Here is a 20,165-nt window from a genome sequence, read left to right on the forward strand (position 1 = left end):
TTTGTGGAAGAAGGGCGTCTGGCTTTCTTTCAAGGATTTTTTGTATTAGGATAGTAAAGGTGTTTTTTTTGCACAACCTAAGTACAACTGGAGGAACCATCATGAGCAATCGAAACAAAGGAATCATACTTCTACTCATATCTGCCTTCGGCTTCTCTATGATGGCGGCATTAGTCAAGCTGTCTGGAGACGTTCCGACAGTTCAAAAGACTTTATTTCGAAACCTTGTATCAGCCATTATCGCCTTTGGTTTTGTTCTATACAACAAAGAACGATTATTTGGTAAAAAGGAAAATCAGAAGCTTCTGCTCGCGCGTTCCGCACTTGGTACCATTGGGATGGTGTTGTTTTTCTATGCCATTGACAACCTCGTGCTTTCAGACGCAGATATGCTCAACAAACTCAGTCCATTTTTGTTAATCATATTTTCAGCTATCTTTTTGAAAGAGAAAGCGCGTCTGTATCAAATCATCGCTATTATCGTAGCGTTTATCGGTACATTGTTCATCATCAAACCGGCGTTCTCTGTGGAGTTCATCCCTTACCTCGCCGGGATTTTCTCCGCTGTTTTTGCAGCTGGCGCTTATACTTTGCTTCGTGTCTTGGGAGATAAAGAAAAGTTTTATACCATCGTTTTCTATTTTTCATTTTTCACAACCGTGACCCTGCTCCCTTTTACTATTGCTTTCTATGAACCAATGAGTTTGAAACAATGGGTGTACCTGCTATCCGCTGGTGCCTTTGCGACCTTAGGACAATTTGGTTTAACCATAGCCTACAAATATGCACCGGCTCGGGAGATCTCTATCTTCTTCTATTCAACCGTCGTCTACTCAGCACTCATCAGTATCCTTTTATTTGATCAAGTACCCGATATCTTCAGCATTCTCGGTTACTTCACGATCTTCGGTGCTTCCCTTTATATGTTCTTGAAGAACAACAAAGAGGCAAAAAAAGTGGAGACGGCTCGGTAGCCTGGAACAGCAATCTATGGAGGATTTTTTTCACAAGGGACTCTCTCCTATTAAAAAAAGCGACCGCGGCCGGTCGCTTTTTTTAATTCTATTTCAGTTTCTTTAATTGAGACAACGTTTGCTGATATTCAGACTCCAGTTCATCTACATCATCATCCACACCGGGCATACTCAGCCGGCTGATAAGTTCCGACAACCTTGTCTCTAATGCCATCTTATCGTAGACTTCATCATCTGCTACGGGTGGATTCTCCACATACTCTTCCCATTCTTTCCATGTGCCTTCAAAAGTTTTCAACTTTGAATCTTCTATCATCCATAAATGATCGGCTGTCCTTTCAATGAACGTACGATCATGGGTCACAAAAAGAATCGTTCCTGGAAAATCACAAATCAACCGTTCTAAAGCTTGAATAGCTTCGAGATCCAAGTGGTTTGTGGGTTCATCGAGCACGAGAAAAGTCGACCCGCTGGCCATCAGTTTCGCCAAAGACAATTTCACTCGTTCTCCTCCACTCAATTGGCCTATGGTTTTGTACATATCATCAGCAAAAAACCTAAGTCGTGCAAGGATGATGCGGATGGTGGTTTCCGATAGTGAACTCCCTTCACTGGCATAGTCGTACACTTTCTTTTCTAAAGGCAGTTCTTCCAAGGTCTGGTGAAAATACCCGACCTTAACTCCAGGTGAAAGCCACTCCGTCGTACGTAAGAGTTGTTGAATAAAGGTGGATTTTCCTGTTCCATTTCCACCGATAAAGGCTGTCTTCGACCCATTTTTCAAAGATAACTTAGGAGTAGAAAAAAGAAACCTTGAGCCCGCTTGGACCTCGATCTCTTCCACTCTCCCCAACACCTTCTTACTAGGAGAGCTCAAAGTGCTGAATTCCATCTTCACTTGATCCCACTCCATCGGCTTTTCTGACTTTTCGAGACGATCCAATCTGCGTTCTAATGTTTTACTGACCCGCTCCACCTTCTTTTGATGGGCAGCCGCTTTGTTTTTCCCCAGCTGCCACTCAGAATTCCCCATTCTCTTTGGAGGTTTTCTCATCCCTTTCGATTGGGACTGCTTCTGGCGGATTCTTTCTTCGATTCTGTTCTTTTCTTTCACATACTGTTCGTGCTTATCGTATTTCTGCTTTCGTTCAAGTTCTTTTTGTGCTTCAAAAAAATCATAATTTCCATGGTATTCGGTTATATCCCCTTGTTCAAGTTCCCAAATCTTATTGCAGCAGCGATTGAGCAGTTTCCGATCATGGGAAACAATAACAAAAGCGCCTTCATGCTTGAGCAGGTTTTCTTCTAATGACCCGATATGTTCCCAGTCCAGATTATTCGTGGGTTCATCGAGAAAAAGCAGGGGGTGACCCTGTTCAAACACTCGCTCTAGTCGTGCGAGTGTTTTCTCCCCACCACTCATAGTGGAACTTTTCCATTCTTCTTCGTTCATCTGTTGCAGCCATCCATAAGAAGTGTGCCATTCCACTTGTGGTTCTACGTCGAGTTCCCCTAAGAAATATTGTAATAAGAGACTTTTCCCTTCCCCGTTTCTGCCTACTAGACCAATTCTTTCTCCTTCGTGGACTTTTAGTTCTTTAACGTTAAGAATGTCCCTGCTCCCGATTTGATACTGTATATTGATTGCGCGCATGTGTAACATAAATAAACCTCCCTGGATCGTTCCAGAGAGGTTTATAGTCTGCCACCGCTTTTGGGCACACCACGACATACGTAAAGGGTGATGTAAAAGCAATCGAATCCTTTTTTAAAAAAGGACAGACCAATCCTGTATCTGGAACGAGTGTAGTTTCTTATTCTCATACTCGTTTAGCAACAGGATTAGTACTTCATTGCTTTAAACGTCATTCCCTTCTTTTTTGGTTATGTTTATTATATGATGAAGTGGCTTGGAAATACAAGACAAAAAGAACGGAGGAATATAAATGGGGAAAGTCACATTATTCATTGCTCAAAGTGCCGATGGTTACATCGCAAGAGAAGATGGCAGCATTGACTGGCTGCGGGATGGTGCAGACGAAGACTATGGGTATGAAGAGTTTTTCCAAATGGTCGATACCGTATTTATGGGAAGGAAGACATATGATCATATCTTTGAATTAGCTGAAGAATTCCCTTACAAAATGAAAGACGTCTACGTGGTCAGTAACACGCGCGAAGGCCATGACGATTATGCAACATATCTACAACCTGAACAGATCCTCCCTCTCGTGAACATGCTTAAGAATGAACAAAACAAAACCATATGGGTCGTCGGTGGAGCAAAACTGATTCACTACTTCATCTCTGCTGGATTGATTGATGAATACCGGATCTTCATTCAACCAACGTTGATTGGCAAAGGCATTCCACTTTTTCAAAAGCATGACCACGAAGAAGAACTGCAGCTTACAGAAACAAATGCATATCCAGACGGGATGCTTGCGATTACTTACCAAAGAGAGGAGCAACACCATTGATTTCACAAGATTTAAAAAAGAATCTCTCTGATGCGTATGACCGTCAATCGAAACAACGTAACCAAAACCGTACACAAGATTGGAAGATTCATGAGCGAATGGCCTTCCTGCAGAGATTGAGATATGAAAACAAACATTCCATACTCGAAATTGGGGCTGGGCCGGGAAAAGACAGTCTTTTCTTCTCACAAGAAGGATTTGACGTTCACGCCACTGATCTATCTAAAGAAATGGTGGAGCGCTGCCGCGAAAAAGGATTAAAAGCTGACGTTATGAGTTTTGATGATTTACAGTTTCCAGGAGAACATTTTGATGCCGTCTGGGCGTTGAATTGTCTGCTTCATGTACCCAAAAAGAATCTTCCCGGGATTCTTACCGGCATTCGCAACCTCTTGAAGAAAGACGGACTGTTTTATTTAGGGGTTTACGGGGGCATCGACCACGAAGGCATCTGGCAAAAAGACTTTCATGAGCCTAAACGCTTTTTTTCTTTTTATGAAGACCATGATCTTGAATCCATGCTAACGAGAGAGTTTAAGCTCGAAGCCTTTCATAAAATCCCAATGAATGAAGGAGAAGATGGCCCTAGTCATTTTCAGGGAGTCATTCTACGAAAATGAATTCTAGCTCCCGATTCACTCCGCTCCCCCGTCTCCACCGCTATCCGAATGGTCGAACTGATGAAACCCAGGCTGCCACGTGCTGTCATCTTTTTTAGAGGCCAAGGTGCGAGTGCTCGTTGATTGTCCTACAAACCTGAGGATAAGAAATACAAACGCAAGGACAAGAACCAGGCCGAAAATTGTCGAAAACATAGCCATCCTCCTTTTTCATACATACGATTGGATACGAAAACAGTTTCGAAATATTCTTGAAGTTGATAGACGAATCCACGCTTATTTGGTATAGTGATGGAATTTACCACTGTCCTAAGGGGGAAGCCAATGATACCTGAGAAGTTGAAAAAGGGAGATGAGATACGAGTGATTTCTCCCTCTAAGAGTTTAGCAATTGTAGCACCTGATCAGCAGGATCTTGCCATAGAACGATTGAACCGGGCAGGATTCAAGGTCACTTTTAGTACATATGCAGCAGAAAGCAGTCATTCCATCTCGAATCCCATCGATCACCGAGTGACTGATATTCACGAAGCTTTTTTTGATCGAAATGTCAAAGCCATCCTGACTACACTAGGCGGATACGATAGCAACCAATTGTTGAACCACCTGGATTATGATCTGATCCAAGAGAACCCAAAAATCTTTTGTGGCTATTCAGACATTACGGCTCTGTCCAACACCATTTATAAGAAAACTGGACTGGTCACATACAGTGGTCCCCACTTCTCCACTTTCGGGATGGAAAAAGGAATCGGATATACGCTCGATCATTCTATGAAAGTATTCACTGAAAAAGAACAGCTACACATCCACCCAGCGCTTGATTGGAGTGACGATCGCTGGTATTTGGACCAACAGGAACGACAATTCCATTCCAACCCCGGTTATGAAGTGCTATATCAAGGAATGGCCGAAGGAATTTCCATAGGTGGGAACCTTTGCACATTGAACTTGCTTCAGGGAACGCCATTCATGCCTTCCCTAGAGGGGAAAATTCTGTTCCTTGAAGATGACCTATTATCAGATCCTCCCACCTTCGACCGTGATCTACAATCATTGATCCATCAACCTGGATTCAACGGTGTGCGGGGAATAGTCATCGGCCGGTTCCAAAAAGAATCGAACATGGATGATGACACGCTTGTACACATATTGAAGTCAAAAAAAGAACTCGAACATGTACCCATCATCTATAATGCCAGCTTCGGCCATACCACACCGATTTTTACTTTTCCTATCGGAGGCAAGGTTAGAATAAAAGCACACACCCAAAATCCAACCATTGACCTTCTCGAATATTAAAAGGAGCCCAGTTCATCACTGGGCTCTTTCTATCACTTATCTACTAAATCATAAAGTTTATACACACGACCATTCTCTATTTCATCGCTTTTCTCTAGAAGGTTCATCAATACACTCGCCACCTCATCAGGCGAGCGTAATTCCCCTTCTTCTTTTAACTTCCTGAATTTCTCCACATCGGCAAAAGCGTCTTCTGAAGAGGAACGAATTTCTCCTTGCATGTCTGTATCGATCACACCAGGACTATAAGCAAGGATGGTGTGTCCCCTTCCCTCCTGTTCGAGAGCCAGCGTTTGTGTAAAACGATTGATGGCTGCTTTGGAGCTGCTGTATGTACTCCAGCCATGAATGGTTTTCTCTGCCGCACCGGAAGTAATGTTTATGATTCCAAGAGAGACTTCTCTTTCATTCGCTTCTTTAACAAAACGGTTCACAGTAAGGATGGGCGCCGTTACATTCACTTGCATATGTTTTTGTACAGCGTCTGCTTCCAATTGACCAACTGTTTCAATAGGTTCAATGACCCCTGCATTATTGACGAGATAAACGTAATGAGTTTCCTTGTGAAATACAAGGTCAACCATTTGATTGAGCCCTCGATTTAAGTCGTCCATATCACTTAAATCACAGCTGACATGATGAAACTCCAATCCTTTTTCATCCGCCAATGCTTTCAATTCTTCATTACCTGAGCGCGAGACCGCGACCACATTCACATTCTTTAAAAGATATTGTCGAGCAATCGCTTCTCCTAAGCCCCGAGAAGCCCCAGTTACAACTGCATATTGCATGCCTATCACCCTTTCTTCCATTCACTTTTTTCCTTTCCCTTTTATACAATCGGCAAACGCTACGGTCAGAAACTTTACATCCCAGAACCCAAACGATATGATAAACGGAGCACAAGTGGACACATAAAGGAGTCTACCTATGAAATACTTATTTCTGTTTATCATCTATGTGGCAGGACTTGTCGTTTCAAGCCTTGGCCTTGCGCTCATCATTAAATCCGGTTTAGGAGTCGGTCCGGGAGACAGCATTGCGGTCGGTCTGTCCATGCATCTTCCTGTAACTGTAGGAAGCGTCATGATCGTCGCTTTTGTGATTCTATTACTTGTGAATGCAAAATTGGAGCATAAACGCCCCCAATTCGAATCCTTGATCCCGATTATCATCCGCGGAAGAACGTTGGATATCTTTCTATACGGAATGCTTGAAAATATGGAGTATGAAGCATGGTGGGCCCAATGGGGAATTTTCTCCCTCGGCCTCTTAGCCACAGCTGTTGGAATCTCCGTCTACTTACGGACTCCATTCCCGCGCATTCCTCTTGATCACTTCATGATGATCATGAATGAAAAAACGAACCAATCAAAAAGTACGGTGCGCATTTTCTCCGAGTCCGGAATGGCTCTCATTGGATTTTTTCTCGGAGCTCCCGTGGGTTTTGGGACATTGATTGTCGCCCTGCTGTTAGGGCCGCTTATTCAATGGACGTTCCAGTGGGCAAGGCCGATTGCAGCCCTTTGGACAGAACCGAAGAAAAAAATGACTCAAAAAGCGTGATGCTGCCATCACGCTTTTTTTCATTCCTCAAAGGAGAGCTTCGTCACACCTGTTTCTTCAAGCTTTCGACCAATCTCTTCCTCAATGGCGAGACGCTTTTCCATCTGTTCTTCTGTCAGTTTCCCGTCCATAGGACCATAGATTTCTGTCATTTCTTTTTCAGCAAGTTTTTCGACCAATTTATCCCAGAAACTGAATTCATCATATTCTTCTACATGCGTGTCCAATAGTTTCGATTCATAGTCCACATCAAGGTCATGGACACCGATTTGTTCCTGATAGGAAACTTTGTCCTCAAGATTCGCTTCCTTATATTTTGACAGAACAAGTTCTCTTACATCTTCGAATTGTTCATCCAGCTCCAATTTGGTCGAATTGACCATCCATGTCCCTAAAAACACCATCTCAACCAGTGTTTCATATTGTTCTTTTGTCATCTCAAGTTTTACATTACCCAAAAAAGACCGCTCCTTTCCTCTTTTCCTTAGCATTATAGCATATCCACAAGCCTCTATTTATTATCCCGCTTTCACCCTTTCTTTATAGATTCCCCTGATGATGTCCCACACCATGGCATACCAGGTACAACGGCCTTCTTTTGGGTACCTGGTACCGCCTTAAGGTGTACGGATGCCAGATATAATACTCACTAATTCACAAAATAAAACAATAAAAAAACCGGTAGCTGTAAAGCTACCGGTCTTCCTATTATTCAGCTGCCGTCTGGCTTGTAAAGATCGAATCCTCCTGATTGATATGAGCATCTGATTCATAACACTTTTGGAGTTTCCGAGTGACGTCACCAGGCAAACCATCACCAATGGTCTGCCCGTCAACTTCTAGAATCGGCATGATTTCTGAAGTGCTGCTAGATAAAAACAATTCATCCGCATAGGCAAGGTCCTCCACTCGGAAGGCTTCTTCAATAAAGTCAATGTTTTCACTCTCACAGAAAGCCTCCACTCTCATCCTTACACATCCATGCAGAATGTTCTTCTTAGCAGGATGGGTGTACACTTTTCCCTGCCTTACAAAATAAACGTTGGAAGAGCTGCATTCAGTCACTTCTCCATTTTTATGAAGAATTGCCTCGTAACATCCTTGTTCTTTAGCTGTCTGTTTAGCAAGGACATTAGGAAGCAAGTTTAAGCTCTTAATGTAGCACCAGTCCCAGCGGACATCTTCCTGAGTAATAGCGCTGACGCCATCACGTAAAAATGAATATGGACGAGGCAGGTCTTTCACATACGCATACAGGTTAGCTTGTGTTTGATCCGGAAAAGCATGATCCCTCGGTGCAGAGCCTCTGGTAATTTGTAAGTACACTTTGGCATCTCCATCAATCCCGTTTTTCTTAAGCAGTTCATCCAGCCGTTCATACATTTCTTCCTTTTTATAAGGGACATCGATTTTAACTGCTGAGGCTGAACGGTAAAGCCGGTCGATATGTTCATCGATTAAATAATAGTTTCCGTTATATACACGGATCACTTCATATATTCCGTCACCGAATTGAAGTCCCCGTTCCTCAAATGGGTACTTCAATGTATCCTGTTTTACAAAATCTTTTTCTGTTAAGATATGGTCATGAATCGTCATCACTTTGCCTCCTCAAGTCATCTCCAGGTTTAACGAATAGTTTATCAGAAAAAAGGGCGGGGATGGACCCTAAGATGTAAAACTTTTAAAATGGCACCGTTCGACCTATTCCAAAGTTTGAAGCTTGGAAGGCCGATGTGAAATGAGAGTACCCTCATCCGTCCCCATACAAACCCTTTTCATAAGCCCAGGATGGTCAAAGTTAAAAATGTGGACAGGCAGTTGAAAATCTCGCGCGAGAATAAGAGCGGACTGATCCATGATTTGAATGTTATGGAGAAGGATATCATCATAATTTAATGTGCCATACATTTGCGCTCCTTTATGTTTGGCAGGATCCGACGTGTAGACACCATCGACTCCTTGCTTGGCAACAAGGATGGCGTCACAATCCAATTCAATCGCCCTTTGTACCGCAGGATAATCGGTCGTGACAAACGGCTGCCCGTTTCCTCCCGCCAAAATGAGGACCATTCCTTTACTCAGGTGATGTAAAGCTTTCAAACGAATATACGGCTCCGCTACACTTGCTACCGGAATGGATGTCATGACTCGGATTTCTTTTTTTGATTTTTTCTTCAACACGCCTCTTAACATGAGACTGTTTATAATCGTGCCGATTGTACCTATATTGTCGGCCTCTACTCGCTCAATTCCCCAGTCTTCAGCGGTCCTCCCTCTGAAGATATTGCCTCCTCCGACAACGACCGCAACCTCCATTCCACTTTCAAGAAGCGATAGGATTTCTTTTGCGATGTGATCCATGCGTTGGTTGTCAAAACTGTCCTTGCTGTTTCCTTTCAAGGCACCACCACTGATTTTAAGTAAGACACGAGAATATCTCATTATGAAACCCCTTTTCATTTGACCATTACTTATGAGAAAAAAAGAGCTTAGACCTGTGTCTAAGCTCTCATGACAAAAAGAATTTTACTAACGTTCTTCTATGCTATCGTATGCTCCAGCAAGCGTTATTCATTCCACTTCTACAGTGATTTCCATCCAAGGATGCTCGTAGGGGACGCCTCCATTGCCATCATCTTTGATTGGATAAAAAGCTAAATCAAGTTCCTCCAACTCCTGACCATATCGGAAGTTATCGAATTGGATATAACGAAAAGTAGTGAACGTCCCTTCCTTCGTACCAATCGTATGTCCATTATAGGTGGTGCCATTGGAGTCTACGGCTTTAACTAAGAATTCGATATGACCTTTCTCTCTCAGCCAATCCTCTTCCTTGTTTTTCATTACAGCATTTCTGTCTCCATACCACATCCCAAGATACAGCCCTCTAGCATCGTTCCGGCTGTAAAGCTTGGTCAAATGGACTTTCGTATCCCCAATTTCCTGAGAAGAAACCGTAATCGGTTCGGGGTGCTGTCTGGGGGCTTCCACCATCGGGTAGGTCTGGTTGTTTTTCAGTGCGTTGACTTCCTTGTTGTCCACATAAAAAAAGACAGCGGCAATTAATACAGCAATCAAACCATATATAGCCACGCGCACCTTTTTCATCCATCTCACCTCTTTTGTTATAGGAAGGTAAATCTTACCGTCATTATATCAAAATCCTTTTCTCCACGTTGTCAAATGGAGGGAGAGGTTTTGTCGATTTCTTACTGATTAAGTCTTCGACAGTCTTTAAAGCAAAAAAACTGCTCTTCCTTTTAAAAGGAAGAGCAGTTTGCATCTTATAAGTATTTTTTCTGTACTTTTTTACCACCATAGCTGAAAACAACATCCCGGCCTTCGACTTTCGTTTCTATGTGGACATTCCGGCCCCACAGCTGATAGACATACGGCAATGTTTTTTCCAAATACCCAACATCGAGCTCAACTTCTTCATAGTGGTGTTTTAAATAAAGTTCCCCAGCCTTCACATAATCACCATCTTGGACAGTAATATAAGGGAACCCTCCATTGACCCTCATGGTGACAAGCTGATCACGGACAGCCTCATGATCTTTATCCGTAATTTTATATTTCTGCCCTTGTTTTTGGAAAAGGTATAAATCTTCTCTTCGGGCCAGATCTCTCGTCAAATAATTTCGGATGAAGCTTTGATCCGATTCGATTTCCCGAACCTCGAACATTTTTTCTCTTCCTGAACCAGGTTCGACCCCATGTCTGATCATTTCCTCCGTGGGATTGTCATAGCGCTCTTCAATGTCCTCAAAAATCTTCAACCCTAGATAATATGGGTTCAACTGTGTTTTGCTTGGCTGTACCACGCTCGCATTGAGCTTAGCGAATTCAATGGCCTCATCACTCGTCAAATCCATTTCTCTTAATATTCGAGCATGCCAGTAAGAAGCCCATCCTTCGTTCATGATCTTCGTTTCCAACTGTGGCCAGAAATACAACATCTCTTCCCGCATCATTGTTAAAATATCACGCTGCCAGTCCTCAAGTTCACGACTGTACTGTTCAATGAAAAGCATCAAGTCCTTTTCAGGCTTCGGTGGGAATTTCTTTTTCTTTCTAAACCTTGGTTGGTCCTCTGAAGAAGATTCATCGATTTTCCACATATCATCATATTCTGTTTGGTACGGTTTTTCTTCGCTTTCTTCTTCGTCCATAGACCATGCAAGTTTAGGACGTACCAATGATGGATCAATGTGTTCTTGAATGGCAAGGACAGCATCAAGGAAAGATTCGACCTCATGTTTGCCATATATTTTATCGTAAGTAGCGACTCGTTCTGCCGTAGCAGCCATACTTTCCACCATGTCCCGTTTCGTATTCTGGAACCGGGCATTATTTTTGAAAAAGTCACAGTGAGCCAGGACGTGTGCAACAATCAGCTTATTTTGAATCAAGCTGTTAGAATTCAACAGGAAGGCATAACAAGGATTCGAATTAATGACAAGTTCATAAATCTTACTTAGTCCGAGATCATATTGCAGCTTCATCTTATAGTATTGCTTTCCAAAGCTCCAGTGGGAAAAGCGTGTCGGCATCCCGTACGCTCCGAATGTATAAATAATATCATCAGGACAGACTTCGTAACGCATTGGGTAGAAATCAAGCCCGAAACCTTTAGCGATTTCCGTTATTTCTCTGATCGCATATTCGAGCTTCTTTTGGTCATCTGGTCTCAAAGATGCCCCCTCCTTCGATTTCGCTTATCTTACTATATGAGGGTAAAGCAGCGAACATGAAGGTTGAGTCCATCTTCTTGTCCTCTATACTAGAATTTTAGCCATGACATACTCATCGATGGGACTCCCATTGATCATCAGGGACTGTCTCTTCACTCCTTCTTTTTCAAAACCCATGCGTTCATAGAAGCGTACAGCCCTTTCATTATGGACCATAACCGTAAGTTCAAGCCTCGTCACACCTTTTTCTTCCGCCCATTGAAATAAACGATTGAAAAGCTCTTTAGCGACACCTTGGCCGTGGAATTCCTTCAATACTCCTGTAATAACGTTCGCTGTATGTAATGTCCTTGGTGCACCACCGCCAAAAACGGTCACATGCCCGTTGACTCCCCCGTTTAGCTTTGACAGGAAGATCGTAGAGTTTTCTTCCTTTTCGATTTTTTGAATCAAACCTTCTACTTGTTCGATCGTGGATTTTCTTTCGCTTTTACCATATAGTAAAAAATCGGATTCTGACTCCAGTTGTTCGATAAGCTTTTGATAAGCTTCCGCATCATAAACCTTTGCTGTTTTAATCATATTCTACTCCCCCTCTTTTCTCATTTTATCAGAATATAGGCTAACAGACGCCAATCTCTCCCGTCCGTTTCATTAATATACAATCATCTGACCAGCCATGCTTTGAGCAAGGAAAAGGGTTGATTTCAGTGCCTGCACTTCTTAGGAATCCTGAACAAAAAAAGAGAGCACATGGCTCTCTTTATGCTGCCTCCTCCTGAAGGGAAACGTTCTGTTTTCGATTTTTCCTTATAAAATAGATGATCGTTAGTATAGAAGCTCCAAAAATGAACCCTGTTAAAATAGAAGCATTCTGCCACATTAAAGCGAAATTGCCATCAGAAATGATTGATTTGAACCCTGCCACTGAGTATGTCATAGGTAAGAGGGGATTAAACCACTGTAGAGGTCCTGGAATCAATTCCAGCGGGAACGTCCCTGCACTCGTCGTCAGTTGAAGGATTAAAATCAAAATAGCCACGAATCTTCCTGGGTCACCAAGCCATGTCACGAGCATTTGTACAAGCGTCATAAAGGTCAAACTCGTGAGGATGCTGAACAAGTAGAAATATCCTACATGAGTAACTTCCAAGTTCAACCCATACAAGATCACACTTGCTGCAATGACAGCTTGTATGGTGCCGGCCACAAACAAAACTCCAAACTTGGCCGAAAACCATCCAAGCCCGCTTCTTGGACTTCCGAAAGGTTCACGGACAGGGTAAACAATGGTAATTAACAATGCGCCTACGAATAAGCCTAAGGACAAGAAATAAGGGGTAAAGCCTGTGCCGTAATTCGGCACGTGGTTCAGGGATTCTTTGTCCACACCTACTGGAGATCCCATCATTTCTCCTGTCTCCTCGTCCGCTTTCACTTCATTCGCTTCCGATGAAGCGGTGCTCAGGTTCGATTCAAACTCCTGCGTTCCAGAAGTTAATGCACCTGTTCCCTCTGACAACTCACCCGCTCCTTCTTGAAGTTGTTTGGAACCATCCGCCAGCTGGTTAGACCCATCGAAGATCCTGCTTGCTCCTTGATTGATTTCAGAGGCGCCAGACGCTACTTTCACAGCTCCTTCTTGAGCTTTAGACAGTTCTTGAGAAAACCTGCCCATGGAAGTCTTCAATTTCTCTTGCCCATCGGAAAGCTTAACGGCCCCATCATAAAGATCACTTTGACCTGCGACTAGTGTATCGGCTCCTTTTTGCAGTTGAGTTTGAGCTTTAAGAAGTTCTTCAACTTTCCCATTTAACGGGCCCGTTGCCTCGCTAACTCTTGCTGTAGCTGAGTGAAGAGAGCTTGCCCCTTCAGCGAGTTTGCCAGCTCCAGCCTCCAGTCCCTCAATCTTTTGGATAAGAGCCTTCTGTTGTTCTTCAGGCATGGTTTCAACTAAAGGAACCAATTCTTTCTTCAGACTTGTGATCCCTTCAGCCACTTGCTGGGCAGAAGTGTGTACCTGATCTGCACCTTCATTCACTCCGTTCATACTTTCTTTGAGCTTTTCTGCACCACTTTTTAACGGGGAAGTTTTTTCTATCATTAGATAGATTCCCTCACTCAAAGATTCGACTCCTTCTTTAGATTGAGCGATGCCGTTTTGTAAGTTTTCCGCGCCACCTTCCGCATCAGCTGTCCCTTTTTCAAGCTGTGCAAACCCTTCTTGCAATTTCCCTAATCCATCACGTAATTCAGAGGACCCCACAGACAAATCAGATGCACCATTCCTGAGCGTCTGTGTCCCACTTGCAAGCTCCAATTGTTTATCAGTAAATGTTTTTAAACTTTCTTCCAATTTTTTAGCTCCCTGGTCCAAGTCTGCAGCTCCCTGGTCCAAGTTTCCTGCTTTTTCACTTGCATCTGCCAGCCCTTTTTGAAGTTCACTGAACTGCTCGAACATGGCATTGGCATAGGTTTCAGTCATTTCACTGGATAACTTAGCTTTCATCTTTTCTGTTGCCGATTCACCAATTTGGGCAGATAAGAAGTTGAACCCTTCGTTCGGCACGTATTTCAACTGTAGAGGTTTCGGCGTATCATCCATCACCGTTGTAGCATCCGCAGAAAAATTCTCCGGAATCTCAACAAGCATATAATAATCTTGCTCTTCAAGACCTTCATAACCCTTTTCCTCTGAGACTACGTGGTATTCAAAATCTCCTCCATCATTTAATTGGTTCACGAACTCTTTTCCTACCTGAAGAGGTTCTCCATTAAATTCTGCCCCCTCATCGAGGTTCACGATCGCTACCGGCAATTCATCCATGCTGTCATAAGGGTTCCAAAACGCCCATAAAAACATCGCGCTGTAAATCAGCGGGATGAGAAGGACCGCTAAAAACGGTACCAGTACTTTTTTATTTTTTCCAATATGCTTCCACTCTGAGATCCAAAGCTTCCAACCATTCATTTTCCTACCTCCTAATAACATATGACTATATTATTCATTTGGTCATTTCCCATCAAAAAAAGAGGACCATCATTCGGGTGATAATCCTTTAAACACGTAATCATCAAATAAATGAAGGATCTTTTCCTTCGGTAGGGGATCATGTCCTTCTTCCCAATCGATAATCAGTGCCGTGTATAACTTCAACATCATAAAGGCCGTAATTTCCGGGTCACATTCGCGAATATCTCCCTCTGCTACAGCTGTTCTTATTTTATCCTTTAGATAATCCAAGATTAAAGCCTCTACATTTTGAAGGGCTTCCTTTACAGCTGCTGTTCCTATTTCACGCGCTTCATAGACGAGTTTCACCGTTAACTGGTGGCTCTTACGGTATTGAAGCAGCTCTATAAGTGCTAGGTGCACATTCTCTTTCAGGGATCGCTCGTCATTCATGACAGATTCCGCTTTTCCCTTCATCTCTAAGAGAAGCTCTGCGATAATGTCCTGAAACAATTCTTCTTTGTTTTGAAAGAAGTTGTAAATCGTTCCTTTTCCTACATTCGCAGCTTTAGCGACTTGGTCCATCGTTGTCGCTTTATAGCCAAAAATGGAAAAAGATTGACGGGCGGCTTCACGAATTTCTTCTTTTCTATCCAAACTCATCTTTATCACCTGACCATTTGAACAATTTAGTCACCTTTACTACAAAAAAGATTATACACGCTTTAATTTCAGTTGCAACCCTTTTTTCATGTAAACTGGAAGATATGAAAAGGGAAGGGAGTTTTCCTATGAAAGAGAATGTTTTGCGTTCTTATGAGTATTTATCCACACACTATGCGTTCGATGTTGATTCAAAACCCTACAATGCCTATTTAGAACGACCGGCCATGATTGATCTTCTTCCTTGTCTTCAAGGAAAAAAAGTGCTGGATGCGGGTTGTGCTGCTGGATGGTATGCACGCTACATGGCTGATCATGGAGCAGCTGTTACAGCGTTTGATCTAAGTCCTTCGATGATTGATGTGACCAAGCGCAGAGCAGGGAATGCCAACGTTCACGCTTCTGTTCATGATTTGACAGATCCCTTGCCAGCGGATAATGATTCTTTCGACATCATTGTAAGTTCACTCACTCTCCACTACATAAAAGAATGGCGCCCTGTTTTTCAGGAGTTCCACCGCACCCTTAAACCAGGAGGAACGTTTCTTTTTTCTACTCACCACCCGTTCATGGATTATATGAACCATAAAGCAGAAAACTATTATGCCACTCAGCAAATCGAGGATGAGTGGACCGTAAAAGGAGAAAGAGTCCCCATGACTTTCTATAGACGCCCTCTGGAAGAGATTATTTCAACAGTGACTGATCATTTCCGTTTCATAAATTTAACAGAGCCAAGGCCGACGCAGAAGTTCAAAGAAGTCCACCCAGAAGGCTTCGATAAAGTTTCAACGAAGCCGAACTTCATGATTGTAAAAGCTGAAAAGCCAGGATCTCCGTAAGAGATCCTGGCTTTTTATTATGAGCGTTGGTCAGGGAAAATTCGGTCGACCATTTCTCCAAATTCACGGAAAAATCCTGTGACTGGTTCACCATTTTGAGCATCTTCTACATAATTGTTTGTTAAGTCAACAAAATCTGGGTTTGTTGAGATATAAACATTGTTTATGTCCTGATCCGATGCTTTAACCGCTTTTTTGATTTGCTTTTCCATTTCATCAGAGACTTCGTTCTTGTCTCCCTTTGGATTATCAAGCTCTGCCGCTACATAAGCATTATCACGTGTTTTCAACACGTAAACACGATCTACGCCATCGACATTCTTTTCGATACGATTTGCTGCATCCTTGGCCACTTTGTAATTCGTGTTATGAACCATTCCGCGATCATTGTCATACTGGTTCGCTTTTTGACCATTTTCAGACATGTCATCAGCTGTACGTTCGAAGCTTGTGTTTTCCACTCCATTGTAATTGCCATTGTCACCAGCTTCTTGTTCTGCCTGGCAGGCTACAAGAGATCCGGCTGCCAATAGACCGATGGCTAATACTTTGATCTTCATGATATTCAACCTCCTTCCATCCATGTTTACGGTTAGTATGTGTGGTTGGAAGGCAAATATGCGATTGCTAAAAACAGGAAGACGGTGTCAATATAAAGAAAATCCTCAGTCAAAGAGAACTGAGGATTAGCTATTCAGAAACGGGATGCTCCACCAGATATGAATGAAAAGTAAATAAACGAAAAAAATAGCGTTAATAAATAAAAGGAAAGCAGACACCAATTTATAATGACCTTCCACTTTTTTATACCCGATCCGAATGAAGATAAAGCCAGCAATCAAAAGCAAATACAAGCAGATAAACCATATCCATGTATAAGGTGTTGAAGCATCAAACCCTATTTCGTACCCGATTCCATATAACAACCAGGGAGCTAAAAAACATGAAATGGATAAAGGGACATAACGTTGATCACTTTTTATGTAAAAAAGAGAAAGAATGGCAACAACAAGGCTGATTCCCCCGATGATTTCTGAGATCAGAATCATTACCTGTTGGGTGGCATCCGCTTCGGCTGTTACAAGGCTAAGAAATAGCAGCACCCCAAATAAGATGACACACCCTACATTTGCATAAAGAAGATTTTTTTCTGACATCACGAAGCCTCCTTCCGTCAAAAGCAAAACTTTTCCATACTATCATAACAAAATTTCCAATGCTATGCGGAAGAAAAAAGCAAAAATGTGTCGAGATTCCCAGAACTGTGACGAACTCTCTGATTGAGCAAGAACGCTCACGGGGATAATAAGACCACTCCTTTCATAAAGGAAGTGTCATACAATGAGTCACTATGATTACGACAAAGCCCTGCATTTCATGATTTGGGGCCAATGGGACGACTTGCTTGTCCTCATGGTACGAACAAGGGATGAATTTCTTTCTAAAAAGATTGAAACATTCCTCCACTCGGCTTACTATCCGAGTAAACAAAGCGAAATGCTCGAATCTCACGAAGCCTTGTTAAGCTATATCGATCATGCTCAAGCGACAACACTGCAACCAAGCTTTTTCACATAAAAAACAGACCAGGTCATCCAAATATTGGATGACCTGGTCTTCATTTATTTTCCATTTATACTCGTGGATATTCTTGAATAAGCGGGTGGAGGTGCATCTCATCAATGACCATATGCTTGGGTGCAAGCGCCATATAGACGACGGCTTCGGCAATATCGTGAACTTTGAGCCATTCCGACTTTTCAGGATCACCTTGTGTCCCATTGGCAAAATAAGTATCCACCATACCAGGATTAATGGTCCCTGCACGGATGCCATCTTTTCTCACTTCCTGAGCAAGCGACCCCATAAACCCTTGAACAGCATACTTCGTGGATGTGTAAAGAGCGCCCCCCTCAGGAATCGTATAACGGGAAACATCGGATGCGACGGTAATGATGGTACCAAACTTTTGCGACTTCATGATCGGGAGCACCGCTTTGGTCGCGAGAAATACGCCCTGTACGTTGATATCATACGTCCGCCGCCATTCCTCTACTGTTACTTCTTCAATTGGTTTGAAGTCCCCAATACCTGCATTGTTAACAAGGATGTCCACTTTGCCATACGCTTTTTTGGTTCCTTCCACGACCTGATCGATTTCATTTTCATCACTAACATCGGCGGTATAAGATAAAACATTCGTGTACCCTTGCTTCTCTAACTCTTCCTTCGTATGATGAATTTCTTCTGAGCTGCCTATGATGGATAAATAAGCCCCTTTTTCGGCGAGTTGGAAAGCAATTTCTTTTCCTATTCCCCTTGAAGCTCCTGTCACAATAGCTACTTGTTTGTCCAACACAACAAATTCCTCCTTACGTTCGTTCCGGCTTTTCTTCTGTGTCTATTTTAAATCGTAGATCAAATAAATCCCGGCGTCTGTCACGGATCTGACGGACGGTTCCTGACTTCCGTTGTCTTCTAAGTATTTCTAAATCAACATCTCCAACAACAACCGTTTCCACATTCGGGTTACATTCACCAATAATCCCATCCCGGGCAAATTCGAAATCCGATGGTGTGAAGATGCCTGATTGTGCATACTGAATGTCCATATTCTCCACTTGCGTCAAATTTCCTACCGTTCCAGCAATAACTGTGTAGACTTGGTTTTCCACCGCACGGGCCTGGGCACAATAACGGACGCGCAAGTACCCTTGTCTGTCATCTGTACAAAATGGCACAAAAATAATATTCGCTCCTTGATCGACTGCATAGCGTGCAAGCTCAGGAAACTGGATATCGTAACAAATCTGAATAGCGATTTTACCACAATCCGTATCAAAGACTTTGACCGCATCTCCAGGCTGGATCCCCCACCACGTCCGTTCATTCGGTGTTACATGAATCTTATATTGCTTTTCAATCGTACCATCGCGCCTGAATAGATAGGATATGTTATAAATTTGATCTTCTTCCTCCACGAAGTGAGACCCACCGATAATGTTCACATTGTACTTCACAGCCAGGTGAGTGAACATTTCAATATATTCTTCGGTGTAAGAGCTCAATTTACGAACGGCTTGTGATGGCACTTTTTCTTCTAGAAAGGACATAAGCTGTGTGGTGAAAATTTCAGGAAATACGGCAAAATCGGATCCGTAATCAGCAGCGACATCCACATAATACTCACATTGCTTCGCAAACTCTTCAAAGGAATCGATATTTTTCATCATATATTGGATGACCATAATTCTGACTGGATGACTCGTCTTGAAGTAGCGCTTCGTACGGGCACGATAATCAATATTATTCCATTCCATCAAGGTTGCATACTTCAAAGACTGCTCATCATCTGGAAGATAATCAGGATTGATCCTCATGACAGTAAAGCCGTTCATGATTTGGAAGGTGAGGACAGGGTCATAAATGTTTTGATTGCGGACTTCCTCCACGTATTCACGCGGCGACATCTCATCTTCATGCTTATGGTAATTCGGAATACGCCCTCCGATGATGATACTCTTCAAGTTCAACGAGCGGGCTAATTCTTTCCTCGCTTCATACAGACGCTTTCCTATTTTCATCCCTCTGTAATCAGGGTGGACCATCACTTCAATTCCATACAGATTATAGCCGTCTGGATCATGATTCGTGATATACCCTTCATCTGTAATGTCATCCCATGTATGCTTATCATCATACTCATCAAAATTAACAATTAAACTTGAACAACTTCCTATGATTTTCCCCTCGAACTCGACAACGAACTGCCCTTCTGCAAAGTGTGTTAAGTGGCTCTCCAGATGTTCCCTCTTCCATGGATCCATGTCAGGGAAACAAACTTTCTGTAATTCAAAAATCTGTTCGATATCTTTATCCTGCATGTTTCTAACAATTATTTTCTTTTCATACTGAGTCAGATCAAGCTTTGACATCTTATCTTCCTCTCTTTATGATGATCTTTCAATCATTTTCATCGTACTCAACCTCCATCCTTCTTGTCTAGCTTTTTAAAAAGTTATTCCACTAAATGGCAGGTTTCTTGAAGACTCCGTTTCGAGACTTTTA

Annotated in this window: 22 protein-coding genes; 7 read left to right on the forward strand and 15 right to left on the reverse strand. The window is 42.6% G+C overall.

What is annotated here, in order from left to right; genetic code table 11:
- Positions 1-101: 101 nt before the first annotated feature.
- Positions 102-974: a DMT family transporter gene (locus HFA01_RS06345; RefSeq protein WP_146814364.1), complete on the forward strand. Its 873-nt coding sequence runs from the start codon at positions 102-104 to the stop codon at positions 972-974.
- 88 nt (positions 975-1,062) lie between these two features.
- Here the strand turns inward: HFA01_RS06345 and abc-f are convergent, their stop codons facing one another.
- Entirely contained in the window at positions 1,063-2,637 is a 1,575-nt protein-coding gene (gene abc-f, locus HFA01_RS06350) for a ribosomal protection-like ABC-F family protein (protein WP_167506186.1), read from the reverse strand.
- 283 nt (positions 2,638-2,920) lie between these two features.
- Here abc-f and HFA01_RS06355 point away from each other — a divergent pair, with 283 nt between their 5' ends.
- Both HFA01_RS06355 and HFA01_RS06360 read left to right on the forward strand, forming a co-directional pair.
- A complete protein-coding gene (locus tag HFA01_RS06355; RefSeq protein WP_146814368.1) occupies positions 2,921-3,454 on the forward strand; it encodes a dihydrofolate reductase family protein in 534 nt (177 codons plus the stop codon).
- On the forward strand, positions 3,451-4,074 hold the full coding sequence (locus HFA01_RS06360) for a class I SAM-dependent methyltransferase (protein WP_146814370.1): 624 nt from the start codon (positions 3,451-3,453) through the stop codon (positions 4,072-4,074). Before HFA01_RS06355 ends, HFA01_RS06360 begins: the two co-directional genes overlap by 4 nt.
- 15 nt (positions 4,075-4,089) lie before the next feature.
- On the opposite strand, the gene HFA01_RS06365 is transcribed toward HFA01_RS06360, so the two are convergent.
- Complete coding sequence (locus HFA01_RS06365; protein ID WP_146814372.1) at positions 4,090-4,269, reverse strand: hypothetical protein; 180 nt, start codon at positions 4,267-4,269, stop codon at positions 4,090-4,092.
- 129 nt (positions 4,270-4,398) lie between these two features.
- On the opposite strand from HFA01_RS06365, the gene HFA01_RS06370 reads away from it, so the two are divergent.
- The gene (locus HFA01_RS06370) at positions 4,399-5,376 is read left to right on the forward strand and encodes a S66 family peptidase (RefSeq protein ID WP_146814374.1); all 978 of its coding nucleotides are present in this window, start codon (positions 4,399-4,401) and stop codon (positions 5,374-5,376) included.
- A 32-nt stretch (positions 5,377-5,408) separates the two neighbouring features.
- Here HFA01_RS06370 and HFA01_RS06375 read toward each other — a convergent pair whose 3' ends face one another.
- Complete coding sequence (locus HFA01_RS06375; RefSeq protein ID WP_246139286.1) at positions 5,409-6,188, reverse strand: (S)-benzoin forming benzil reductase; 780 nt, start codon at positions 6,186-6,188, stop codon at positions 5,409-5,411.
- A 118-nt stretch (positions 6,189-6,306) separates the two neighbouring features.
- On the opposite strand from HFA01_RS06375, the gene HFA01_RS06380 reads away from it, so the two are divergent.
- Positions 6,307-6,942, forward strand: a complete 636-nt coding sequence (locus HFA01_RS06380; RefSeq protein ID WP_146814377.1) for a YczE/YyaS/YitT family protein — start codon at positions 6,307-6,309, stop codon at positions 6,940-6,942.
- A 20-nt stretch (positions 6,943-6,962) separates the two neighbouring features.
- Here the strand turns inward: HFA01_RS06380 and HFA01_RS06385 are convergent, their stop codons facing one another.
- The 8 genes from HFA01_RS06385 to HFA01_RS06420 form a co-directional block, all read right to left on the reverse strand.
- Entirely contained in the window at positions 6,963-7,400 is a 438-nt protein-coding gene (locus tag HFA01_RS06385; RefSeq protein WP_146814379.1) for a hypothetical protein, read from the reverse strand.
- Between the two features lie 250 nt (positions 7,401-7,650).
- Complete coding sequence (gene dat, locus HFA01_RS06390; RefSeq protein WP_146814381.1) at positions 7,651-8,541, reverse strand: D-amino-acid transaminase; 891 nt, start codon at positions 8,539-8,541, stop codon at positions 7,651-7,653.
- A 105-nt stretch (positions 8,542-8,646) separates the two neighbouring features.
- Positions 8,647-9,387: a UMP kinase gene (gene pyrH, locus HFA01_RS06395; protein ID WP_146814383.1), complete on the reverse strand. Its 741-nt coding sequence runs from the start codon at positions 9,385-9,387 to the stop codon at positions 8,647-8,649.
- Between the two features lie 129 nt (positions 9,388-9,516).
- Positions 9,517-10,053, reverse strand: a complete 537-nt coding sequence (locus HFA01_RS06400) for a hypothetical protein (protein ID WP_146814385.1) — start codon at positions 10,051-10,053, stop codon at positions 9,517-9,519.
- A gap of 176 nt (positions 10,054-10,229) precedes the next feature.
- Positions 10,230-11,639 carry a SpoVR family protein gene (locus tag HFA01_RS06405; protein ID WP_146814388.1) on the reverse strand — a complete coding sequence of 470 codons (1,410 nt, stop codon included), beginning with the start codon at positions 11,637-11,639 and terminating at the stop codon, positions 10,230-10,232.
- Positions 11,640-11,723: 84 nt separating this feature from the next.
- Positions 11,724-12,221, reverse strand: coding sequence for a GNAT family N-acetyltransferase (locus HFA01_RS06410; protein WP_146814390.1), 498 nt, complete (start codon positions 12,219-12,221; stop codon positions 11,724-11,726).
- Positions 12,222-12,402: 181 nt separating this feature from the next.
- A complete protein-coding gene (locus tag HFA01_RS06415) occupies positions 12,403-14,610 on the reverse strand; it encodes a YhgE/Pip domain-containing protein (RefSeq protein WP_167506187.1) in 2,208 nt (735 codons plus the stop codon).
- A gap of 69 nt (positions 14,611-14,679) precedes the next feature.
- The gene (locus tag HFA01_RS06420) at positions 14,680-15,255 is read right to left on the reverse strand and encodes a TetR/AcrR family transcriptional regulator (RefSeq protein ID WP_146814394.1); all 576 of its coding nucleotides are present in this window, start codon (positions 15,253-15,255) and stop codon (positions 14,680-14,682) included.
- A 128-nt stretch (positions 15,256-15,383) separates the two neighbouring features.
- On the opposite strand from HFA01_RS06420, the gene HFA01_RS06425 reads away from it, so the two are divergent.
- Entirely contained in the window at positions 15,384-16,097 is a 714-nt protein-coding gene (locus HFA01_RS06425; RefSeq protein ID WP_146814396.1) for a class I SAM-dependent methyltransferase, read from the forward strand.
- Positions 16,098-16,114: 17 nt separating this feature from the next.
- Here HFA01_RS06425 and HFA01_RS06430 read toward each other — a convergent pair whose 3' ends face one another.
- On the reverse strand, positions 16,115-16,657 hold the full coding sequence (locus HFA01_RS06430) for a YhcN/YlaJ family sporulation lipoprotein (RefSeq protein ID WP_146814398.1): 543 nt from the start codon (positions 16,655-16,657) through the stop codon (positions 16,115-16,117).
- A gap of 126 nt (positions 16,658-16,783) precedes the next feature.
- Positions 16,784-17,254 carry a hypothetical protein gene (locus HFA01_RS06435; RefSeq protein WP_146814400.1) on the reverse strand — a complete coding sequence of 157 codons (471 nt, stop codon included), beginning with the start codon at positions 17,252-17,254 and terminating at the stop codon, positions 16,784-16,786.
- Positions 17,255-17,438: 184 nt separating this feature from the next.
- Here HFA01_RS06435 and HFA01_RS06440 point away from each other — a divergent pair, with 184 nt between their 5' ends.
- Positions 17,439-17,675, forward strand: coding sequence for a YhdB family protein (locus HFA01_RS06440; protein ID WP_146814402.1), 237 nt, complete (start codon positions 17,439-17,441; stop codon positions 17,673-17,675).
- Positions 17,676-17,730: 55 nt separating this feature from the next.
- Here the strand turns inward: HFA01_RS06440 and HFA01_RS06445 are convergent, their stop codons facing one another.
- Both HFA01_RS06445 and HFA01_RS06450 read right to left on the reverse strand, forming a co-directional pair.
- The gene (locus HFA01_RS06445; protein WP_146814404.1) at positions 17,731-18,456 is read right to left on the reverse strand and encodes an SDR family oxidoreductase; all 726 of its coding nucleotides are present in this window, start codon (positions 18,454-18,456) and stop codon (positions 17,731-17,733) included.
- A 13-nt stretch (positions 18,457-18,469) separates the two neighbouring features.
- Positions 18,470-20,032 carry a bifunctional GNAT family N-acetyltransferase/carbon-nitrogen hydrolase family protein gene (locus HFA01_RS06450; RefSeq protein WP_146814406.1) on the reverse strand — a complete coding sequence of 521 codons (1,563 nt, stop codon included), beginning with the start codon at positions 20,030-20,032 and terminating at the stop codon, positions 18,470-18,472.
- Between the last annotated feature and the right edge of the window lie 133 nt (positions 20,033-20,165).

Source organism: Halobacillus faecis (assembly GCF_007991335.1).
In the GTDB taxonomy this organism is placed as follows: Bacteria; Bacillota; Bacilli; order Bacillales; family Halobacillaceae; genus Halobacillus; species Halobacillus faecis.